The following is a 17486-nucleotide window of genomic DNA, read 5'->3' as shown; positions in this document are numbered from 1 at the left end:
TCTGTGATCGGAATAGTATTCAAAGGATGGAAATATCCTTTTCTATAAAATTAAGAATAACAAAGAACAAAACGATTATCAAGAACCTGAAATATAGCCCGAATGGGCACGACGAGCAACATGTCGGGACTGTGCCCGGTTGGGGTTTCGATGCCAGATCAGCCTTGACATGATAAATAGTTTTCTATAGATGACTTTACGAGTTCATATATTGACACCAGAAGGTAAAGGAGCATGCAATGGCAGCCTTTCAACCAGCCTATATTGAGACCAAAGAGAAAGGACTGCTCCGGGATAAAATCAATAAAGCGCGACATCTGTTAAAATCCTGTGAGCTTTGTCCTAGAGCGTGTAAGGTCGACCGTCTTTCCGGGGAGTTGGGTGAGTGCTCTACCGGTGAAGAAGCGGTTGTTTCCAGTTTTAATCCCCACTTTGGGGAAGAACCCCCATTGGTCGGGGCTTTTGGCTCCGGCACCATTTTTTTCACCCACTGTAACTTGAAATGTAATTTTTGCCAGAATTACGATATCAGTCACGAGGGAAACGGAGAGGAGTGTGGACTCGGGCAGTTGGCCGGCATGATGTTGATCCTGCAGAATAACGGTTGCCATAACATTAATTTTGTGACCCCCACCCATGTGGTGCCACAGATTTTGTCTGCCCTTGATATGGCGATTGACGGGGGATTAAGGATACCCCTGGTATATAATTCCAGCGGATACGACAAGGTGGAAACGTTAAAACTGCTGGAGGGAGTGATCGATATTTATATGCCGGATTTTAAATTTTGGGATCCGGCTATTGCCGAACAAACCTGCAATGCGCCGGATTATCCCCAAATAGCCGCAAAAGCCGTTATCGAAATGCATCGACAGGTTGGCGATCTGCAGCTTGATGAAAACGGTATTGCCACACGAGGGTTACTGCTCAGACACCTGGTCATGCCCTCCGGGATGGCCGGGACCGGGGAGGTGATGTCATTTATTGCCAACCATGTCTCAAAAAACACCTATGTCAACATCATGGATCAATATCGCCCTTGTGGGAAGGCGCTCCACGTGAAAGAATTAGCAAGGCGTGTCTCTGTGACTGAATTCAACAAAGCTGTCAAAGAGGCTAAAGACGCGGGGATCAGCCGATTTGCAGCATTTTAGATAGCGCCCGGACGATTGATCCCCAGTCTTCAGCCTTCTGTCTGAAGCAGGCGGAACAAGGTTTTCCTGGCCAGGATATCCCCCGAAATGTGGTCATAATTTTTGTCAACGGGGCATCCATGGGCAGTTTCAGGGCTGTGGCCCGGGTGATGTCCCAATTGGTCACGATGCCGATGGGCCGACCCTTTTCCGAGACTACCGTAACAATAGATACATGGCTCTCCACCAGAAGTTCGGCGGCATCTGTTATCTGCTTGTTCAGGCCGATGACGGGTGCCGGAGCCATAACATCCCTGGCGGTTTTGGATTTTTCTTTTGATGCAATCCGCCGTACCGATATCTTTTCCGCCACTTCACAGGGCAGGCTCTCCCCGTCCCGGCACAACCCCTGGATGAGTTCTTTCATATTGGCGGGAATAATCCGTTCATGGGCCGCATAGATGACCCCTCCTGCATTGACCAGGTAATCGGTAGCAATGAGTATCCCCCTGTCCCGAAAAACATGACGCTCCATCCGTCGACGCTGGGCTTTCCGGGCCGGATCCGGGGAATAGGTGTTGGCCCCTTCCACAATCATTTGCCATTTTCCCATCCGGTCGCAGGTCATGGAGGGGGAGGTTATAGGGGAAACGTCCAGATAATTAAACACGGGTGAGGCCGGAATCAGGCAGAAGGCCGACTCGGTGAGCAGGTTGTCCGGGTTGTTGGAAAAGACGGTTTTAGAGCCCACCGGATGAGAACCGTGCATGATCCGTTCGTGGTAATACGCCCCGGCAACGTTCCCCAGGGTTTTCCACATACTGAACAATTGGGACCAGGGCAGACCGTCCGGATTGAGCAGATAGCCTGTGGCGTCGCTGATGCCCTTTATCCTGGGCCGGTAGTTGCGGGTGTTCTCATGGAAGAGCCTTGCGGTATTTGCCCCTACGGCCCCGAAGCCCTGGATGAGTACATCCAGTTCCCCGACAGGGGGGATCTCCATGGTTTTAAACTGGGGCAGTTCCCTGAGGCGGGGAAGATGCTCTACCAGGGCATTGAACGCCGCAACTACCCCCCTGGCGGCTGCGCCCAGTTCGTCAATCCGGTTCCCGCCCATGTCCGCCGGCTTGGAAACCACGTTATCAATCCCGTTTTCAATGGCGAAAATTTTCATGTCCTGGTCATTGGTCCCCACATCCGGTCCCGGGATGTAGATATCCTTATACCGCTTGATCAGTCGGCCAAACCCCTTGATGATCTCTTTTCGCTCTTTTTTGTCCATGGCACCTGGACAGACAATATTGTTGAAGCAAAATGATCATAAGAACCTAACCCTATACCCCTTCCCTCAATTCCATAAACAAACGCTCGGGCGTAATGGGCGCGCAATAGGAAGCGTTCTCACTACCGGCGGCCATCTTTATGGCAAAAAAAGCCCCGATTCCGTACATAAAGGGAGGCTCCCCCACGGCCTTGGAACCCTTAACGGCTCTGTCGTTATGTGCATCCTCCAAAAATTTTACTTTCATATCCAAAGGGGCGGAAGAGATATCAGGCATTTTATAAGTTCCCGCAGTGGCCGTAAGGGGTCTGCCCGCCTCGCTGTAACGCATCTCTTCCATGGTCACCCATCCAATCCCCTGAACCATGCCGCCTTCAACCTGGCCAAGATCAATGAGGGGATTTATAGATCGCCCAAGGTCATGCACCACATAGGCCTTTTCTATCGTGTAGGTTCCCAGTAAGCGGTCCACTTCGGCCTCAAAATAGGCTGTTCCGTAAGTATGGTAGGCAAAGGGACGACCCTTCTCGACAGATGTATCAAAGTGAAGGTCCGGCGTGGAATAGTGGGCTTCGGCGCTTAACTGCACCCGAGAACCATAGGCTTGCATCACCAAATCCTCCCAACCGAGCCCACAGACTTTCTCCTCTCTATATAACCGGCCGTCTCTAAGTGAAAAATCCTCCCATACACATTGATATTCATCGGCCATAAATTTAAAGAGGCGCTCTTTTATCATCTCACAGGCCATCAGGGCGGCCGCCCCATTCAGGTCGGTTCCGCTGCTGGCAGCGGTGGGACTGGTATTGGAAACGCGCGTGGTATTGGTGGATTCGAGCTTAACCCGCTCAGGAGCGATCCCCAGGCTGTCGGCGACGATTTCGCGGATTTTGTGGTTTACCCCCTGCCCCATTTCCACAGCCCCCGTACTTACGCCCACGCTACCGTCCGTGTAAACGTGGATATGCGCCCGGGCCTGGTTTAAAAATATGGTGGTAAAGCTTATGCCGAAACATACGGGCATCAGGGCATACCCTCTGCCGTAGCGGGAGACTTGACCGGAAGAATTCTTCTCTTTCCTTCGGGCGTCGTCAATGACACGCATCCGTTTCTCAAGGTCATAATGCGCATATGCCTTGTCCCAACAGCGCTCGGCCCGGGCATTTTCCGCCGCCATGCCATAGGCAAAACAATCTCCCGTTTTAATCAGATTTTTGCGCTGCAGTGTTTCTACGCAGATCCCGCTTATTCGGGATGCCTCCCGGATGGCTGCTTCAAAGACGAACATGGCCTGGGGAGCGCCGAATCCCCGGAAGGCGGTGTTAGGGGTTATATTGGTGCGGCAGGAAGCTGCTGTGGCATGTACGTTGGGTACATAATAGGATGCGGTGGCGTGGAAGAGGGTTCTTTCCAAAACAGAAGTGGACAAGTCGGCCGCCGCTCCGGCATTCTGATAATAGATAACCTTGAAGGCCAAAAATTTTCCCGCCCCATCCAGGGCCAGGGTAAAATCAGAGCTATAGGGATGCCGTTTGCCCGTGGCCCGCATATCATCGGAACGTCTTAAAACCATACGGCATGGAACACCTGATTTTTGAGCCCCCAGGGCGGCAAAACAGCCCCAGGTATTGGCTTGGATCTCCTTGCCCCCAAAGCCTCCTCCCAGTCGCCGAACATCTACTTCAATCCTGTTCATGGGCAATCCGCAAACCCTGGCAACGCATCGCTGCACCATAGTGGGGGCCTGGGTACTGGAAGCCAGATGGAGATTGCCCTCCTCCGAGGGAGTCGCTACGGTGCCCTGGCCCTCCAGGTAAAAATGCTCCTGGGCGCCCGATTCGGCCTCTCCCTTGACGACATATACTGCAGACGCAATGCCCTCTTCCACATCGCCCAGGGTAAAGGATCGTACCGGGGCAATCAATTGATTCCGGTTGTAGGCCTCCCGGGGATTCAGAACAGGGGTTTCTTCGGCAATGTCGATTTTAATAAATCCCACCGCATCCCGGGCGGCCTCCTCAGTCCAGGCATAAACCGCGGCCACCGGCATACCCGCAAAGGTCACCTCATCCTCGGCCAAGAGGAGTTCGTCCTGAATTATGCCGCCGATCTGATTTTCCCCGGGAATATCCTTTGCGGTAAGGATGAACGCCACTCCCGGAACCTTCCGGGCGGCGGAAATATCCAAATTCCGAATTTTTCCCCTGGCTAAGGGAGAGAAGAAGACAACACAGTGCAATCCACGGGCGGGAAAATCCCTGTCATCCACATAGCGGGTAAGCCCCATCACATGATAGGTGGTATCAGGATTGATCATAGCACCCCTCCTTTTACAAAATCGCCGTAGGAACAGGTATCGGAAAAACAGTGCAGATAGTGATCCGCCATCAGGGCACAAGCCAATCGCCTTTTATACTCGGCACTCCCCCGAATATCGTCTATGGGACTGATCTCTTCCTGCAGGACTTCCATGGAGCCCAGAAATGTTTCCCTGGTCAGGGGTTTTTCCCTAAGCCACGCCATGGTCTGACGGGCTGTAAAGGGGATAGGTGCCACACCGCCAAAAGCCAAACCAACAGAAGCCAATGCCTGGTTATTAACCGTAAAAACCGCCGCAGAGTTGCAGCCGGCGATATCCAGACGTTTTCTCTTGCTCACCTTGGTGTAGTTCCATAATTGGGCGCCATCCTGTTTTGTCACCAAGAGGGATTCCACAAGCTCATCGCTGTTGAGGTCCAACTCTTTATAGCCCAGAAAGAACTCCCTTAGAGGCAGTCGACGTCGGAAACCTTTGGACGAAACCAATTGGATTTGGGCATCCAAGGCGAGCAGAAGAACGGCACAGTCCGCAATGGGTGAGGCATTGACCAGATTGCCCCCTATAGTGGCCCGATTCCGTATAATATGGGAGGCCATGACTATGAGCTTTTCACGCCACCCGGGAAATTGATCAATTAAGTGAGGATCCCGCAGCAACTGCTCCATGGAGGCTGATGCGGCGATTTCTATCATCCCTTCCTTTACCCGGATAGGCTCGGATTCGGGTATGAGGAACCGGGGTTTCGACTTATTCAGGGCGTCTCCCTGTTGAACATACAGATCGGTGCCCCCCGCAATAAGAAGCCGATCTTTTTCACCCCCTTCAAAGGTCAAATCCGGCGAATCAGCCAGGCAGTTACCTCTCAGCTTGGCAAGTCTCTGAGGGATCGTGGCAAAATAGGCAGGAAGCAGGTCCAGTTCAATCAGTCCCTGAAGGGAAGGAACCTTACCCAACAAAGGTTCAACGATCTGCGCCACGGCCCGGCGAATGGATCCGTAGCCGGTACATCGGCAGAGATTGCCGTCCAGGGCATCCACAGCGTCCTGGAGGGTAACGGTCCTCCCCTCCAGAAGATAACCGGTGAGGGAGAGGATGAATCCGGGGGTACAAAATCCGCACTGGGTCGCGCCCTGATTGATAAAGGCTTGCTGGAGTCGATTGGGTCTCTCCCCCTGAAGTCCCTCTATGGTCACAAGATGGGTGTTGCTGATCTGTCCTGCCGGCATAAGACAGGAAGGCATAGGCCGATAGCCAACCAGGGGGAATCGTCCCAGTATCACTGTACAGGCGCCGCACTCACCTTCCCGGCAGCCTTCTTTGGTTCCGTACAGTCCCAAATCTTTTCTCAGAAGATCCAGGACCGACCGGCCCTGCGACAGGCAAAGGTCCATCTCTTTGTCATTTAAAATAAATCGACAGCTTTTTTTCATAATTGCCTACCTGCTAAAATCCTTGTTTTAATATGCCTGTCGTCTCCGGCGTAAAGGAACCGCTCCAATTGATTGAGGGGAGACAAATCTACCGCTTCAGGCAGTCCCATATCAATGGCAAGGGCGTCAAAACTCATGCCCGGCTCAAAGGCACCGCAAGGCACCCATCCCTGGCGGGTGAAAAATTTACCATTTCCCATGGTGGCCAAATAAAAGGCTTCCGAAAGGGTTACCGCTCTGTGATTCTCTTCGGGCCGCAAAATCCGAAGCAGCGTGGAAGCCTGTACCGCTTGAACAACCGAGCGATACATGGCAAGGGTGTGCCCGGCGCCCACATCGGAACCCAGCCCCAGGTTGACACCCCTGTCCAAATAACGTCCCAGAGGCATGATGCCGCTGCCCAAATTGATATTGGCGCTGGGGCAGTGAACCAGTGTGGATTCCCGCTCCATGATCAGATTGATCTCCTCATCATTTAAGAAGATGGCGTGGGCCATCAAACTCGCCGGTCCCAGGAGGCCGCAGTCATTATACACATCGGTATAGCTGCGACTTTCCGGGAAGAGCTGGGAGACCCATTGCGCTTCGGTGAGGGTTTCGGCAAGATGAGACTGGACCGGCAGATTCAACCGTTGAGAGAGCCGGCCCAACTCTTTCATGAGCTTTTTCGTGCAGCTCGGCGCAAAACGAGGGGTAACTATGGGCCGGACCCTGCCCTGACCCGCCAATCTCCGGCAGAATTCCTCACTGCCTTTGAAGGAGGCTTCGGAGGTCTCCTTAAGATCATCGGGCGCATTCCGATCCATGTTGACCTTGCCCACAAAAGCAATCAGTCCGGCCTTTTCCAGGGCTTGCGCCAGAATCAGGGTCGATTCCAAATGAACCGTACCGTAAACCACAGACCGGAGGCTGCCCTGCCGCAGCAGTTCGGCGGCAAACAAGGGATAAAGCGACCGGGCATACGCTTCGTCGGCAAAGCGGGACTCCCGGGGAAACGTATGATTTTCCAGCCAATCGAGCAGTCCGAGAGTCAGCCCCACCCCCATCTGCATATGCTGGGGCGCATGGACATGGAGATCAATAAAAGAAGGAATAACCACCCCCGCTCCCGAGTCCTTTACAGGAAGAGACGAAAACTGAGCCGGTACCTCCCTCTCCAGGGAGAGGAGCTTGCCATCCTCAACGATGGCGATAGCATCTTTTCTTACCCTGAACTGCCCCGGTGTGGGCGTGTCGATAAAATGGCCTTTATATAATGCTGTCAAATTCACCGCTCCCTCATATGACGAATTTTATTTTCCTGTATTTAACGGCGCTTATCTCTGCTTTTGACCGCAGGTTCAGCGCCTGCCGAGGATATGTTCGGCCAACAATTAAGTACTGACTGCTGCCAAACGGTCTCATTTCCTCCTGCCCAAGCCCGGAGCAAAAGTTTCCGGCGCCCCGGCTTAATGGTAACCACATCCGTACCCAACATGGCAATCGCGACATGATGTCGTTCCATTGATTTCATGAGTTTGAAAAATTTAAATTCGGGTCATTTCAGCTGTTAAAATCTCCATCAAGAGTCAATAATAGCTCCCTTTCCCCGGCTTTATCTTGCTTGCACTCCATATTAGTCGTCTCCTTTCAACCCTATCTCAACGGCAACCTCACGCATTCCCATGATCGTATCCCTAATCAGGTCGCCCAATTCAACCCCCAACATATCCGCGCCTTTCTGGATAATTGATCGATCAACGCCCGCCGCAAAACTTTTGTCTTTCCACTTTTTCTTGACCGATTTGGCTTTCATGTCCATAACGCTCTTTGACGGCAAATGCGTGTTTGATAAGGCTCTGACTCGTGTTGTATTTTTTTAGAAGCGCCAAGGCTGCGTCACGTGTAGGTATTTGACTGCTCATCAGATCTCCTCTTTATGGTGAATTCTTTTTGAATACAGCAAATACTTAGCATAACCTTCATTCGCCTAACAAGCCCCTGAAACGATCGAGGTCGCACCCCAATAATTGTCTTAGGCCATTTTTTCGGTTAAGTTAAGCAAAAGTCAGGTTTAAATAATGTTAAGACGAAACCCTGCAAAAGAGACAGACAAGGAGAATCCAATGAAAAAAAGTCATACCAATCCATACGCGGCCCTGGATCAGCCCCAGGTGCTTCAATTTTTGTTTCACCCAAGGCGTGATACTTCGAAAAAGGCAGTTTCCGAAAAGGAGCATTTTATTCCGGTTGATCAGGATATTGAAGTCGGAGCGGCCTTTCACCTCGCAGATCGGTCATTTCCCAACATCCTTTTCTTTCACGGCAATGGCGAGATCGTATCCGACTATGATGATCTTGGCCCCATTTTCAACCGTATGGGCATCAACTTCCTGGTGGTGGATTACCGGGGATACGGTAAATCCTCAGGCTCGCCCACGGTCTTTTCAATGCTTCTGGACTGCCACACAATTCTGGATTTTGTCGTTAACGAACTTAAAAATCTCAATTTCACAGGTTCTCTTACTGTTATGGGCCGTTCCCTTGGGAGTGCATCGGCTCTGGAGTTGGCTGCCACCCGCCAGGACAGCATTGACAGGCTGATCATCGAAAGCGGATTTGCCCATGCAGCCCCGCTTTTGAAAACCCTTGGGCTTGATCCTGACATGATCGGTTTTCAGGAATCACAAGGATTCGGCAATGCCGATAAAATCAAGCATTGGAACAAACCGCTTTTAATTATTCATGCACAGTTTGACCATATTATCGACTTTTCACAAGGAGAAGTGCTTTATAACCTTTGCCCGTCTGCCGACAAAGACCTTTTGATGATTCCCGGCGCAAATCACAACGATATTTTTATTAAGGGGTTTGATATGTATTTAAACAGCCTGAAAAATTTTCTCCTTCCACCGGACTTGTAGGCAGACATGAGCCATAATAAATCGTTATACCTGTTTATTGTTTAGTTTTCTTCATTAATCAGGAGCGCAGTCGGGTGGGAACGTTTTTTTTGTGCCCACCCGTTGTCCATAAACTTGAAGCCCATCTGATTTATCGTTCAGGCACAAAATATTATACATACAATGGTGGGCAACGCTGCGCTTTTGCCCACCCTATATGGATAGTTTGAAAGAAGATACAATTAGAAAATCGTGGATTGTCCCCTATTTTATCTATTTTGGAACTTTGTCCAACGAAATGCCCAGTGCCTTGGCCACTCCTTCTCCGTAGGCCGGATCGGCCTTCAAACAGTTGCCGATATGACGGATTTTAATCATCTCCGGGGCATCGTCCATTGCACGGGCAGTGTTGCCAAACAGAACCTCCTGTTGCTCATTACTCATCAAACGAAAAAGCTTTCCGGGCTGGGTATAGTAATCACTGTCATCCTCGCGTGCGTTCCAGTGAGTTGCTGCACCGCTCAATGCCAGAGGCGGCTCGGAGAAGTCTGGCTGTTCTTGCCATTCACCATAGCTGTTTGGCTCGTAGCCAAGGGTTGAACCATAATTGCCGTCCACCCGCATTTGACCGTCGCGGTGGTAACTATGGAAGGGACAACGGGCTTTGTTTACCGGGATGAGATGGTGATTGACACCTAACCGGTAACGTTGAGTATCTCCATAGGAAAAAAGTCTGCCCTGAAGCATCTTATCTGGCGAGAAGCTAATCCCCGGAACCACACTGGCTGGATTGAAAGCCGATTGTTCGACTTCAGCAAAATAATTCTCCGGGTTTTTGTTAAGCTCAAAAAAACCGACCTCAATTAGCGGGAAATCCTTTTTGTACCAGACTTTCGTCAAATCAAAAGGATTGTAAGGAAGCTTGGTGGCCTCTTCTTCGGTCATAATCTGGACAAACATGGTCCAGCGCGGGAATTCTCCATTCTCAATACTGTAGTATAGGTCGCGTTGATTGCTTTCACGACATTTCCCGATTACTGCTTCAGCTTCCTTATCGGTTAGGTTTTTGATGCCCTGTTGGGTGCGGAAATGAAATTTGCACCAGTAACGCTCGTTTTTAGCGTTAATAAAGCTGAATGTATGACTGCCGAATCCATGCATATTGCGGAAGCTTGCTGGAATTCCGCGATCACTCATAACCACTGTCACTTGATGCAATGCCTCGGGCAGGGAAGTCCAAAAATCCCAGTTGTTTTTAGCACTGCGGAGGTTGGTGCGAGGGTCACGATGTACGACATGGTTAAGGTCTGGAAATTTGAGAGGATCGCGTAAAAAGAAGACCGGTGTATTATTCCCCACCATATCCCAGTTGCCTTCCTCGGTGTAAAATTTAAGTGCAAAACCACGAATATCACGCTCTGCGTCTGCAGCGCCCCGTTCTCCGGCCACGGTGGAAAAGCGTGCAAACAATTGAGTTTTTTTACCGATCTCAGAAAAGATCTTGGCGCGGGTGTATTGGGTGATGTCGTGGGTTACGGTGAAAGTTCCATAAGCTCCGGAACCCTTAGCATGCATCCGTCGCTCGGGAATTACCTCTCTATCAAAATGGGCCATTTTTTCCAGGTACCAGACATCCTGGAGCAACTGAGGGCCGCGAGGACCAGCGGTCATGACGTTCTGATTGTCCGGTACCGGAGCCCCAGCATTGGTTGTGAGCTTATTGTTCTGATCCTTCATTATTGTTCTCCTTTTTTGTTATTATTTTGTTAGACTAACAGATTGTACAAGTTGGTACAGCAGGAAAAAATATTATCCAAGCATTATATGCAAAAGGTTGGGACAAAAAGGAAAATAAAAATATTTTAAAATTAACATTTCCAGCCGAAAATTGCAACACTAAATTCCCGGCTCTGGAAGGCTTCAACAGTATAGGTGTGACAAGCCTGTCAGGTGAGATCCACAATCCCGTCCACCTTGAACCCCTCCAGCATACGGGTTAAAAGAGCTTCACGACCCCGGTTGGGACTCATGACCGATTAATTGGCGTTGGACGTATCGATTTTTCCGCCGCCCATGACCTTGTAAAGGTTAATCAAATTGCTTAAGTAAGCCTGCTTCAGGACAATGGCTCCCTGCTCAGCGCTGAATAGGGAGCGCTGGGAATCCAGAACCGTGAGGAAATCATCTACGCCGTTGTCATACCTGGCCTTGGACAGATCGTAAGCTTTCTGGCTGGCCGACACCAATGCATTCTGGGCATCCAGCTGACCTTTGTAGTGTTTGCGCGCCGCCAGCTGGTCTGCCACTTCCCTGAAGGCTGTCTGAATGGCGCCTTCATACTGGGCTGCCGCAATTTTTTCGCCAACAGTGGCGACATCCAGGCTGGCCTTGAGCCCTTCCCGATTGAAGATGGGAATGGTGAGATTGGGAGAAAAGGCCCAGGAAAGGCTTCTGGACGGATCAAACAGATAGGAAAGCCCCTGGGCGGCAAACCCGAAGGAGCCGGTCAGGCTTATGGTGGGATACATGGCTGCCCGGGCCGCGCCAATGTCTGCATTCGCAGCCTTTAACTGATGCTCAGCAGCCTGGATATCCGGTCTATCCAGGAGAATTTGAGAGGGAAGCCCCGCCGGCAGTTGAGTCAGAACGCCGATGTCGTCAATTGTTTCAGAAGGGGGGGGGGCAAAGGCATTGATAAGATCATATACCCCGGGGCCTGCAAGGTACACCAGGGCGTTTTCCGCCTGGGAGACCAGCCGTTTGTACTCGTAAATGGAGGCTTTGGCACTCTCTGTGGATGTTGCGGCCTGGGCCAGGGCAAGCTGGTCTGTGGAGCCTGCGTCATACTGGGTCTTGATTACATCATATGTGGATTTCTGGGCCTTGTAGGTCTCCTCGGCAAGATGCTGCAGCTTTCTTTGGGCCAAAAGGTTGACATAAGCGTCTGCGGTTTGCGCCACCAGGGCAATGCGGGTGCTTGATGCCGCTTCCCGGGTCGCAAGATAGGTTTCAAGCGCACTTTGGCTCAGGCTTTTAACCCGGCCGAAAAGATCAAGTTCATAGGCCGTGAGGCCCAGTCCCACACTCATGGATGTATCTGTGGTATACGGCTTTCCCAAAGAACTGCTGTCTTCGGCAATACCCTGGCGGTTTAAGCCTGTGCTGCCTGCAATGACAGGCAGTTCATCGGATTTCTGTATCCTGTAGGCAGCCTTTGCCTGTTCAATATTAAGCAGAGCCACCTTCAGATCACGGTTGTTTTCCAGAGCCATGGCAATGATCTCCTGCAAGGTCCGGGAAGTAAAGTAATCCTGGTAGACGATATCTGCTGCGGCGTGGCCGGACAGTGCATCTTCTTTTGGGTCTGTGCCTGACCAGGCGTCGGACACCGGCATTTCCGGCGGTCTGTATTCTGGAATAAATGAGCAGCCGGCAGTAAAAAGTATGAGAGCGGCAAGGATTACCGTAATTAATCTATATATCATCATTCATTCTCCTTGGCCTATTTTGGCCTGTTTTTTCTTTTCACTGCCTCGTTCAATGAGGACGAAAAAGAGAGGAACAAAGATAATCGCCAGGGTTGTGGCTGCCAGCATGCCGCCGATAACACCGATGCCGATGGCGTTCTGGCTGGCAGAACCCGCACCGTCGGAAATGGCAAGCGGTGTCACACCCAGAATAAACGCAAAGGAGGTCATCAGGATGGGTCGAAGCCTGAGCTCTGCGGCTATGACTGCCGATTGAACCAGTTCAATCCCGCTTTCGTACAGACTTTTTGCAAACTCGACAATGAGAATGGCATTTTTGGCTGCAAGCCCCACCGTGGTAAGCAGCGCAATCTGAAAATAGACGTCATTGCTTAATCCCGCCAACTTGGTGGCCACCACGGATCCGATAATACCCAAAGGCACAACCAGCATGACCGAAAATGGAATGGACCAGGACTCATAAAGGGCGGCCAGACACAGGAACACAAACAAAAGGGATATGGCGTAAAGCATTCCGCTCTGGGAACCGGCCATCCGCTCTTCATAGGAGAGGCCCGTCCATTCCAGAAAAATTCCCTTGGGCAGTTTCTGGGCCATATCCTCAACAATAGTCATGGCTTCACCCGAGGAAACCCCCGGGGCCGGTGCGCCTAATATCTCCACCGAAGAGGTGCCGTTATACCGTTCCAACCTTGGAGATCCATAGGTCCACTCGCCATAGGTGAATGAAGAGAACGGCACCATGGTGCCCTGGTTATTCCGCACATGCCATCTGTCAATATCTTCGGGGAGCATGCGCGATCCTTGATCCCCCTGGATATATACTTTTTTGAGCCGGTTGCCGTCCATGAAATCATTGACATAGGATGAGCCCCAGGCGGTCTGGAGCACATTGGTAATATTGGCCGTGGTCACGCCCAAAGCTTCGGCCTTTTCATAATCAATGTGCAGCTTGTACTGCGGCACATCAGACAATCCGTTGGGGCGGACACCGACCAGCTTGGGATTCTGAGCAGCCATTCCCAGCATCTGGTTTCTGGCGTTCATCAATGCAGTATGACCTAATCCCCCACGATCCACCAGCTCAAAGTCAAACCCGGTGGCATCGCCCAGGGCCAGGATGGCCGGCGGAATAAAGGCATAGACGGATGCGTCCTTGATGCTGAACATACTGGCCATGGCCCGGCCTGCAATTGCGGCGGCTTTCTGGTCGGGCCGGTGACGCAGGGACCAGTCCGTAAGGTTCATAAAGCCCATGGCCACATTCTGGCCCCGGCCGGAATGGCTGTAGCCGACTACGGTGAACAGACCTTTTACATTACCTTTCTCCTGGTCCAGAAAGTAGTCTTCCACCTTATTTACGGCCTTCTGGGTCCGTTCCATGGTCGCACCCGGCGGGGCGGAGATGATGGTCATCATCATGCCCTGATCTTCGTCAGGCAAAAATCCTGTGGGGATCCCTTTAAAAATGTAAATCAGTCCCACAATGATCAGTGCATAGACGACCAGGAATCTTACCGCCCGGGAGGCTGAATACCTGACACTGGATTTATACATGGCCTTGCTGAGGTCAAAGCCTTTGTTGAACCAGGCGAAAAAGCCGCGTTTATGTTCATGGTGCCCTTTTTTCACAGGTTTGAGCAGTGTGGAGCAAAGCGCAGGGGTCAAAACCAGGGCCACAAGCACTGAAAGCGCCATAGCCGATACCAGGGTCAGTGAAAACTGACGATAGATGGCACCGGTGGAGCCGGAGAAAAACGCCATGGGAATAAACACCGCAGACAGCACCATGGCAATACCCACAAGGGCGCCGGTGATCTGATCCATGGACTCCCGGGTGGCTTCTTTGGGGGATTTACCGGTTTCGGACATCACCCGCTCCACGTTTTCAACCACAACAATGGCATCATCCACCAGAAGCCCGATGGCAAGGACCATGGCAAACATGGACAATGTATTGATACTGAACCCAAATGCCGACAAAACGGCAAAAGTGCCGAGCAATACCACCGGCACCGCAATGGTTGGGATTAACGTTGCCCGAAAGCTTTGCAAAAACAGATACATGACCAGGAACACCAGCACAATGGCTTCTAACAGGGTCTTGACAACTTCTTCGATGGAGAGCCGGACAAAGGGCGTGGTATCATAGGGAAAAATAACTTCCAGTCCCGGAGGCAGGAACTGGCTTAATTCCTTAACTTTATCTTTGACCCGTTCGGCCGTATCAAGGGCATTGGCGCCGGTGGCAAGACTGATAGCCATGGCTGCGGCAGGATTCCGGTTATATCGGGTGTTGAACCCGTATCTTTCAGGTCCCTTTTCCACTTTGGCCACATCCTTCACCCGGACCTGGGATCCGTCCGGGTTGACCTTGACCAAAACCTTTTCAAAATCTTCCACCGTCTGCAGTTTGGACTGGGCCGTCACAACGGCATTGATCTGCTGGCCTTTGATGGCCGGGGCACCGCCAAGCTGACCGGATGAGACGTCGGCGTTTCGCGCCTGGATGGCAGAAACAACATCCGAGGGCATCAGGCTAAACGCGTTGAGTTTTTCCGGATTAACCCATATCCGCATGGCGTACTGGGAGCCGAACACGGTTAAATCGCCCACCCCCTGTACGCGGGAAACCGGATCCGCCATGTTGGATTTAAGATAATCGGAGAGATCATCACCCCTATAGGTGCCGTCTTCGGAGTACAATCCGACCAACAAAAGAAAGCTGTCAGAGGCCTTCTGGACGGTCAGGCCCTGCTGCTGAACTTCCTGGGGCAGCAGACTTTCCACTTTTGATATTTTATTCTGCACCTGAACCTGGGCAATATCCGGATCCGCTTCCGGTTCAAAGGTCAGGCTGATGGTGAGCTGGCCGCTGGATTCACTGGATGAAGAGAAATATCTTAAATAATCAATGCCGGTCAGGGCCTGCTCAATGACCTGGGTGACACTGTCTTCCACCACCTGGGCGGAGGCGCCTGGGTACATGGTTGAAATGGTAATGCTGGGCGGGGCAATCTTGGGATATTGTTCCACCGGCAGAGTGAGCACGGCAAACAGCCCGGACAGCATGATGACAATTGCAATAACCCATGCAAAGATGGGCCGATCTATAAAAAAACGAGACATGTTTTTATCCTGCTATCATGAGTTGGTGGATGCTTTGTATTCCACGGTCGTAACCTTGGCCTGGGGGCTGATTTTCTGCAACCCCTCAACCACCACCCGGTCACCGGGGGAGAGGCCGGCAGAGACCACCCACTGGTCCTTGACTGCCTGAGAGACTTCAACCGGCTGATATTCAACCGTATTTTGCTCATTCACAACCCACACGGAAACAGACCCGTCCGCATTGCGCACCACAGCCTGCTGGGGAACGGCAATGGCTTTATCCTGGCGGGACTGCTCTACCCTGGCACGGACAAACAGGCCCGGCAGAAGTTCCTTTTCAGGGTTGGGGAACAGTATCCTCAACTGGACCATCCCGGTGCCCTGGTCCACCGTGGCATCGGAGAACAGCAGTTTGCCCTTCAGGTCATAGGGGGTGCTCTCCTTTCCGATGAACAGGCTGACCATAGAGTTCTGTTCAGAATTGTTCAGGCCTTTCTTAAGCGCCATGAGCTCCTCGCTGGACTGGTTTACGTCTACATAAATCTGGTCCAGATTCTGCACCACAGCGAGGGCGGTAGTTTGATTGGCCGTCACCAAAGCGCCTTCGGTCACCGATGACTTGCCGATGCGCCCGGATATAGGCGAAAACACCTTGGTATAGTCCAGATTGATTTTTGCGGTGGCCAGATTTGCTTTGGCAACAGCCACGTCAGCCTTGGCCTGGGCCAGGGCTGCCACGGTATCGTCATAAACCTGGCGGCTGACACCGCCCATTTTAACCAACCGGCTGTACCGGGCAAGTTTGGGCTCCGCTGCCTTGACGTCGGCCTCGGCGCGAACCAGACTCGCGGCTGCAGATTCATATGCGGCCTTGTAGGTGGAGGGATCAATTTGATAAAGCTGCTGCCCTTTGTTAACCAAACTGCCCTGGGTAAACATCCGTTTAAGTATGATGCCTGTTACCTGGGGACGAATTTCAGCCACCTGGTATGCAGACGTTCTGCCGGCCAGATCCTTAGTCAATACAACTTCCTGGGGCTTGACCGTATAAACCGCCACTTCAACCGGGGGACGGGCCTGGGCAGACTGAGCATGTGTCTGCTGGGGCTGGGGTGACGCCTGGCTTTTTTTTGCCCCTGCCCACGGCAGCGAAAGCTGTCCCGTAAAATACAAGTATCCGCCGCCAATGAGTACGGCCGTGATAAAACCAAGCAAAAAACGCTTCATAACGATCTCTCCTGTTCCTTAAGTATACTTTTGTCCAGAAAGCGGACTATTTCCTGTTTGAGTTTTTCCAAATCCTGGAGCGCATCCTCCCGGTAAGTCAGGGACTCCAAAGGACCCACCACCGTACCGAATATCATGGCTGCCATGACATAGGGGTCCGCATCCATAAACTGCCCCTGGTGCATGCCTTCCCGGCAGATGTTAACCAGGGGGATGATGATGAGATCCATGCGCTCGGTGACGGCAGCAGCTGCCGAACGCTGGCTCTGGATAAATTTAAAATAAAGTGGGTACTCTTTCTGAAAATTAAACACATTCTCCACGAACCCGTATATTTTTTCCATGGGTGGAATCTTTTTTTCAAATATTTTGCATGATTCCTTTTTAATGGGAATGATCACAGCCTCATGGACAGTGTTCAACAGGTCTTTTTTGTTTTTAAAATAATTGTACACGGTTCCTTTGGACACACCGCACCTGAACGCCACCTTGTCCATGGTAACGGGTGTCCCTTCATGGATCATTGCCAGCACGGTTTTTACCACCTGCTCCTTGAGCAGGCGGTTCATCATCTCTTTTCTTCTTGTGGGCAAATTCATTGAATGTTTCCTTG

12 protein-coding genes are annotated in these 17486 nt (G+C 51.5%); 2 read left to right on the top strand and 10 right to left on the bottom strand.

The features are described from left to right. Positions 1-239 precede the first annotated feature (239 nt). On the top strand, positions 240-1154 hold the full coding sequence (locus DESPODRAFT_RS02745) for a radical SAM protein (RefSeq protein ID WP_004071157.1): 915 nt from the start codon (positions 240-242) through the stop codon (positions 1152-1154). Here DESPODRAFT_RS02745 and DESPODRAFT_RS02740 read toward each other — a convergent pair. The 5 genes from DESPODRAFT_RS02740 to DESPODRAFT_RS20240 form a co-directional block, all read right to left on the bottom strand. Next, on the bottom strand, positions 1132-2415 hold the full coding sequence (locus DESPODRAFT_RS02740; RefSeq protein ID WP_004071156.1) for a CBS domain-containing protein: 1284 nt from the start codon (positions 2413-2415) through the stop codon (positions 1132-1134). The genes DESPODRAFT_RS02745 and DESPODRAFT_RS02740 overlap by 23 nt on opposite strands. A gap of 52 nt (positions 2416-2467) precedes the next feature. After that, positions 2468-4732 carry a molybdopterin cofactor-binding domain-containing protein gene (locus tag DESPODRAFT_RS02735; protein ID WP_004071155.1) on the bottom strand — a complete coding sequence of 755 codons (2265 nt, stop codon included), beginning with the start codon at positions 4730-4732 and terminating at the stop codon, positions 2468-2470. Next, on the bottom strand, positions 4729-6165 hold the full coding sequence (locus DESPODRAFT_RS02730; protein ID WP_004071154.1) for an FAD binding domain-containing protein: 1437 nt from the start codon (positions 6163-6165) through the stop codon (positions 4729-4731). The genes DESPODRAFT_RS02735 and DESPODRAFT_RS02730 overlap by 4 nt, the downstream gene beginning before the upstream one ends. Further along, entirely contained in the window at positions 6162-7430 is a 1269-nt protein-coding gene (locus DESPODRAFT_RS02725) for an amidohydrolase family protein (protein WP_040016148.1), read from the bottom strand. The genes DESPODRAFT_RS02730 and DESPODRAFT_RS02725 overlap by 4 nt, the downstream gene beginning before the upstream one ends. 471 nt (positions 7431-7901) lie before the next feature. Continuing rightward, the gene (locus tag DESPODRAFT_RS20240; protein ID WP_172635706.1) at positions 7902-8069 is read right to left on the bottom strand and encodes a hypothetical protein; all 168 of its coding nucleotides are present in this window, start codon (positions 8067-8069) and stop codon (positions 7902-7904) included. A gap of 201 nt (positions 8070-8270) precedes the next feature. Between DESPODRAFT_RS20240 and DESPODRAFT_RS02715 the strand changes: the two genes are divergently transcribed. Next, the gene (locus DESPODRAFT_RS02715) at positions 8271-9068 is read left to right on the top strand and encodes an alpha/beta hydrolase (protein WP_004071152.1); all 798 of its coding nucleotides are present in this window, start codon (positions 8271-8273) and stop codon (positions 9066-9068) included. 252 nt (positions 9069-9320) lie between these two features. Here DESPODRAFT_RS02715 and DESPODRAFT_RS02710 read toward each other — a convergent pair whose 3' ends face one another. The 5 genes from DESPODRAFT_RS02710 to DESPODRAFT_RS02690 all read right to left on the bottom strand — a co-directional run bounded on the left by DESPODRAFT_RS02710 (position 9321) and on the right by DESPODRAFT_RS02690 (position 17472). Beyond that, on the bottom strand, positions 9321-10784 hold the full coding sequence (locus DESPODRAFT_RS02710; protein ID WP_004071151.1) for a catalase: 1464 nt from the start codon (positions 10782-10784) through the stop codon (positions 9321-9323). Between the two features lie 299 nt (positions 10785-11083). Next, entirely contained in the window at positions 11084-12535 is a 1452-nt protein-coding gene (locus DESPODRAFT_RS02705) for an efflux transporter outer membrane subunit (RefSeq protein ID WP_004071150.1), read from the bottom strand. Continuing rightward, positions 12536-15664: an efflux RND transporter permease subunit gene (locus DESPODRAFT_RS02700; RefSeq protein ID WP_004071149.1), complete on the bottom strand. Its 3129-nt coding sequence runs from the start codon at positions 15662-15664 to the stop codon at positions 12536-12538. Between the two features lie 15 nt (positions 15665-15679). After that, entirely contained in the window at positions 15680-16873 is a 1194-nt protein-coding gene (locus tag DESPODRAFT_RS02695; protein ID WP_004071148.1) for an efflux RND transporter periplasmic adaptor subunit, read from the bottom strand. Continuing rightward, entirely contained in the window at positions 16870-17472 is a 603-nt protein-coding gene (locus DESPODRAFT_RS02690) for a TetR/AcrR family transcriptional regulator (protein WP_004071147.1), read from the bottom strand. Before DESPODRAFT_RS02690 ends, DESPODRAFT_RS02695 begins: the two co-directional genes overlap by 4 nt. Positions 17473-17486 lie beyond the last annotated feature (14 nt).

The sequence above is a fragment of the Desulfobacter postgatei 2ac9 genome, assembly GCF_000233695.2.
Lineage (GTDB): Bacteria > Desulfobacterota > Desulfobacteria > Desulfobacterales > Desulfobacteraceae > Desulfobacter > Desulfobacter postgatei.
The sequence above is the reverse complement of the archived record's forward strand: the minus strand, read 5'-3'. Positions and strand labels throughout refer to the sequence as shown.

What these genes read in the sequence shown, in the direction of transcription:
- DESPODRAFT_RS02730 (WP_004071154.1), bottom strand. Translation starts at nt 6,165, where the DNA reads ATGAAAAAAAGCTGTCGATTTATTTTAAATGACAAAGAGATGGACCTT.
- DESPODRAFT_RS02710 (WP_004071151.1), bottom strand. Translation starts at nt 10,784, where the DNA reads ATGAAGGATCAGAACAATAAGCTCACAACCAATGCTGGGGCTCCGGTA.
- DESPODRAFT_RS02695 (WP_004071148.1), bottom strand. Translation starts at nt 16,873, where the DNA reads ATGAAGCGTTTTTTGCTTGGTTTTATCACGGCCGTACTCATTGGCGGC.
- DESPODRAFT_RS02690 (WP_004071147.1), bottom strand. Translation starts at nt 17,472, where the DNA reads ATGAATTTGCCCACAAGAAGAAAAGAGATGATGAACCGCCTGCTCAAG.
- DESPODRAFT_RS02700 (WP_004071149.1), bottom strand. Translation starts at nt 15,664, where the DNA reads ATGTCTCGTTTTTTTATAGATCGGCCCATCTTTGCATGGGTTATTGCA.
- DESPODRAFT_RS02740 (WP_004071156.1), bottom strand. Translation starts at nt 2,415, where the DNA reads ATGGACAAAAAAGAGCGAAAAGAGATCATCAAGGGGTTTGGCCGACTG.
- DESPODRAFT_RS02705 (WP_004071150.1), bottom strand. Translation starts at nt 12,535, where the DNA reads ATGATGATATATAGATTAATTACGGTAATCCTTGCCGCTCTCATACTT.
- DESPODRAFT_RS02715 (WP_004071152.1), top strand. Translation starts at nt 8,271, where the DNA reads ATGAAAAAAAGTCATACCAATCCATACGCGGCCCTGGATCAGCCCCAG.
- DESPODRAFT_RS02735 (WP_004071155.1), bottom strand. Translation starts at nt 4,732, where the DNA reads ATGATCAATCCTGATACCACCTATCATGTGATGGGGCTTACCCGCTAT.
- DESPODRAFT_RS02745 (WP_004071157.1), top strand. Translation starts at nt 240, where the DNA reads ATGGCAGCCTTTCAACCAGCCTATATTGAGACCAAAGAGAAAGGACTG.
- DESPODRAFT_RS20240 (WP_172635706.1), bottom strand. Translation starts at nt 8,069, where the DNA reads ATGAGCAGTCAAATACCTACACGTGACGCAGCCTTGGCGCTTCTAAAA.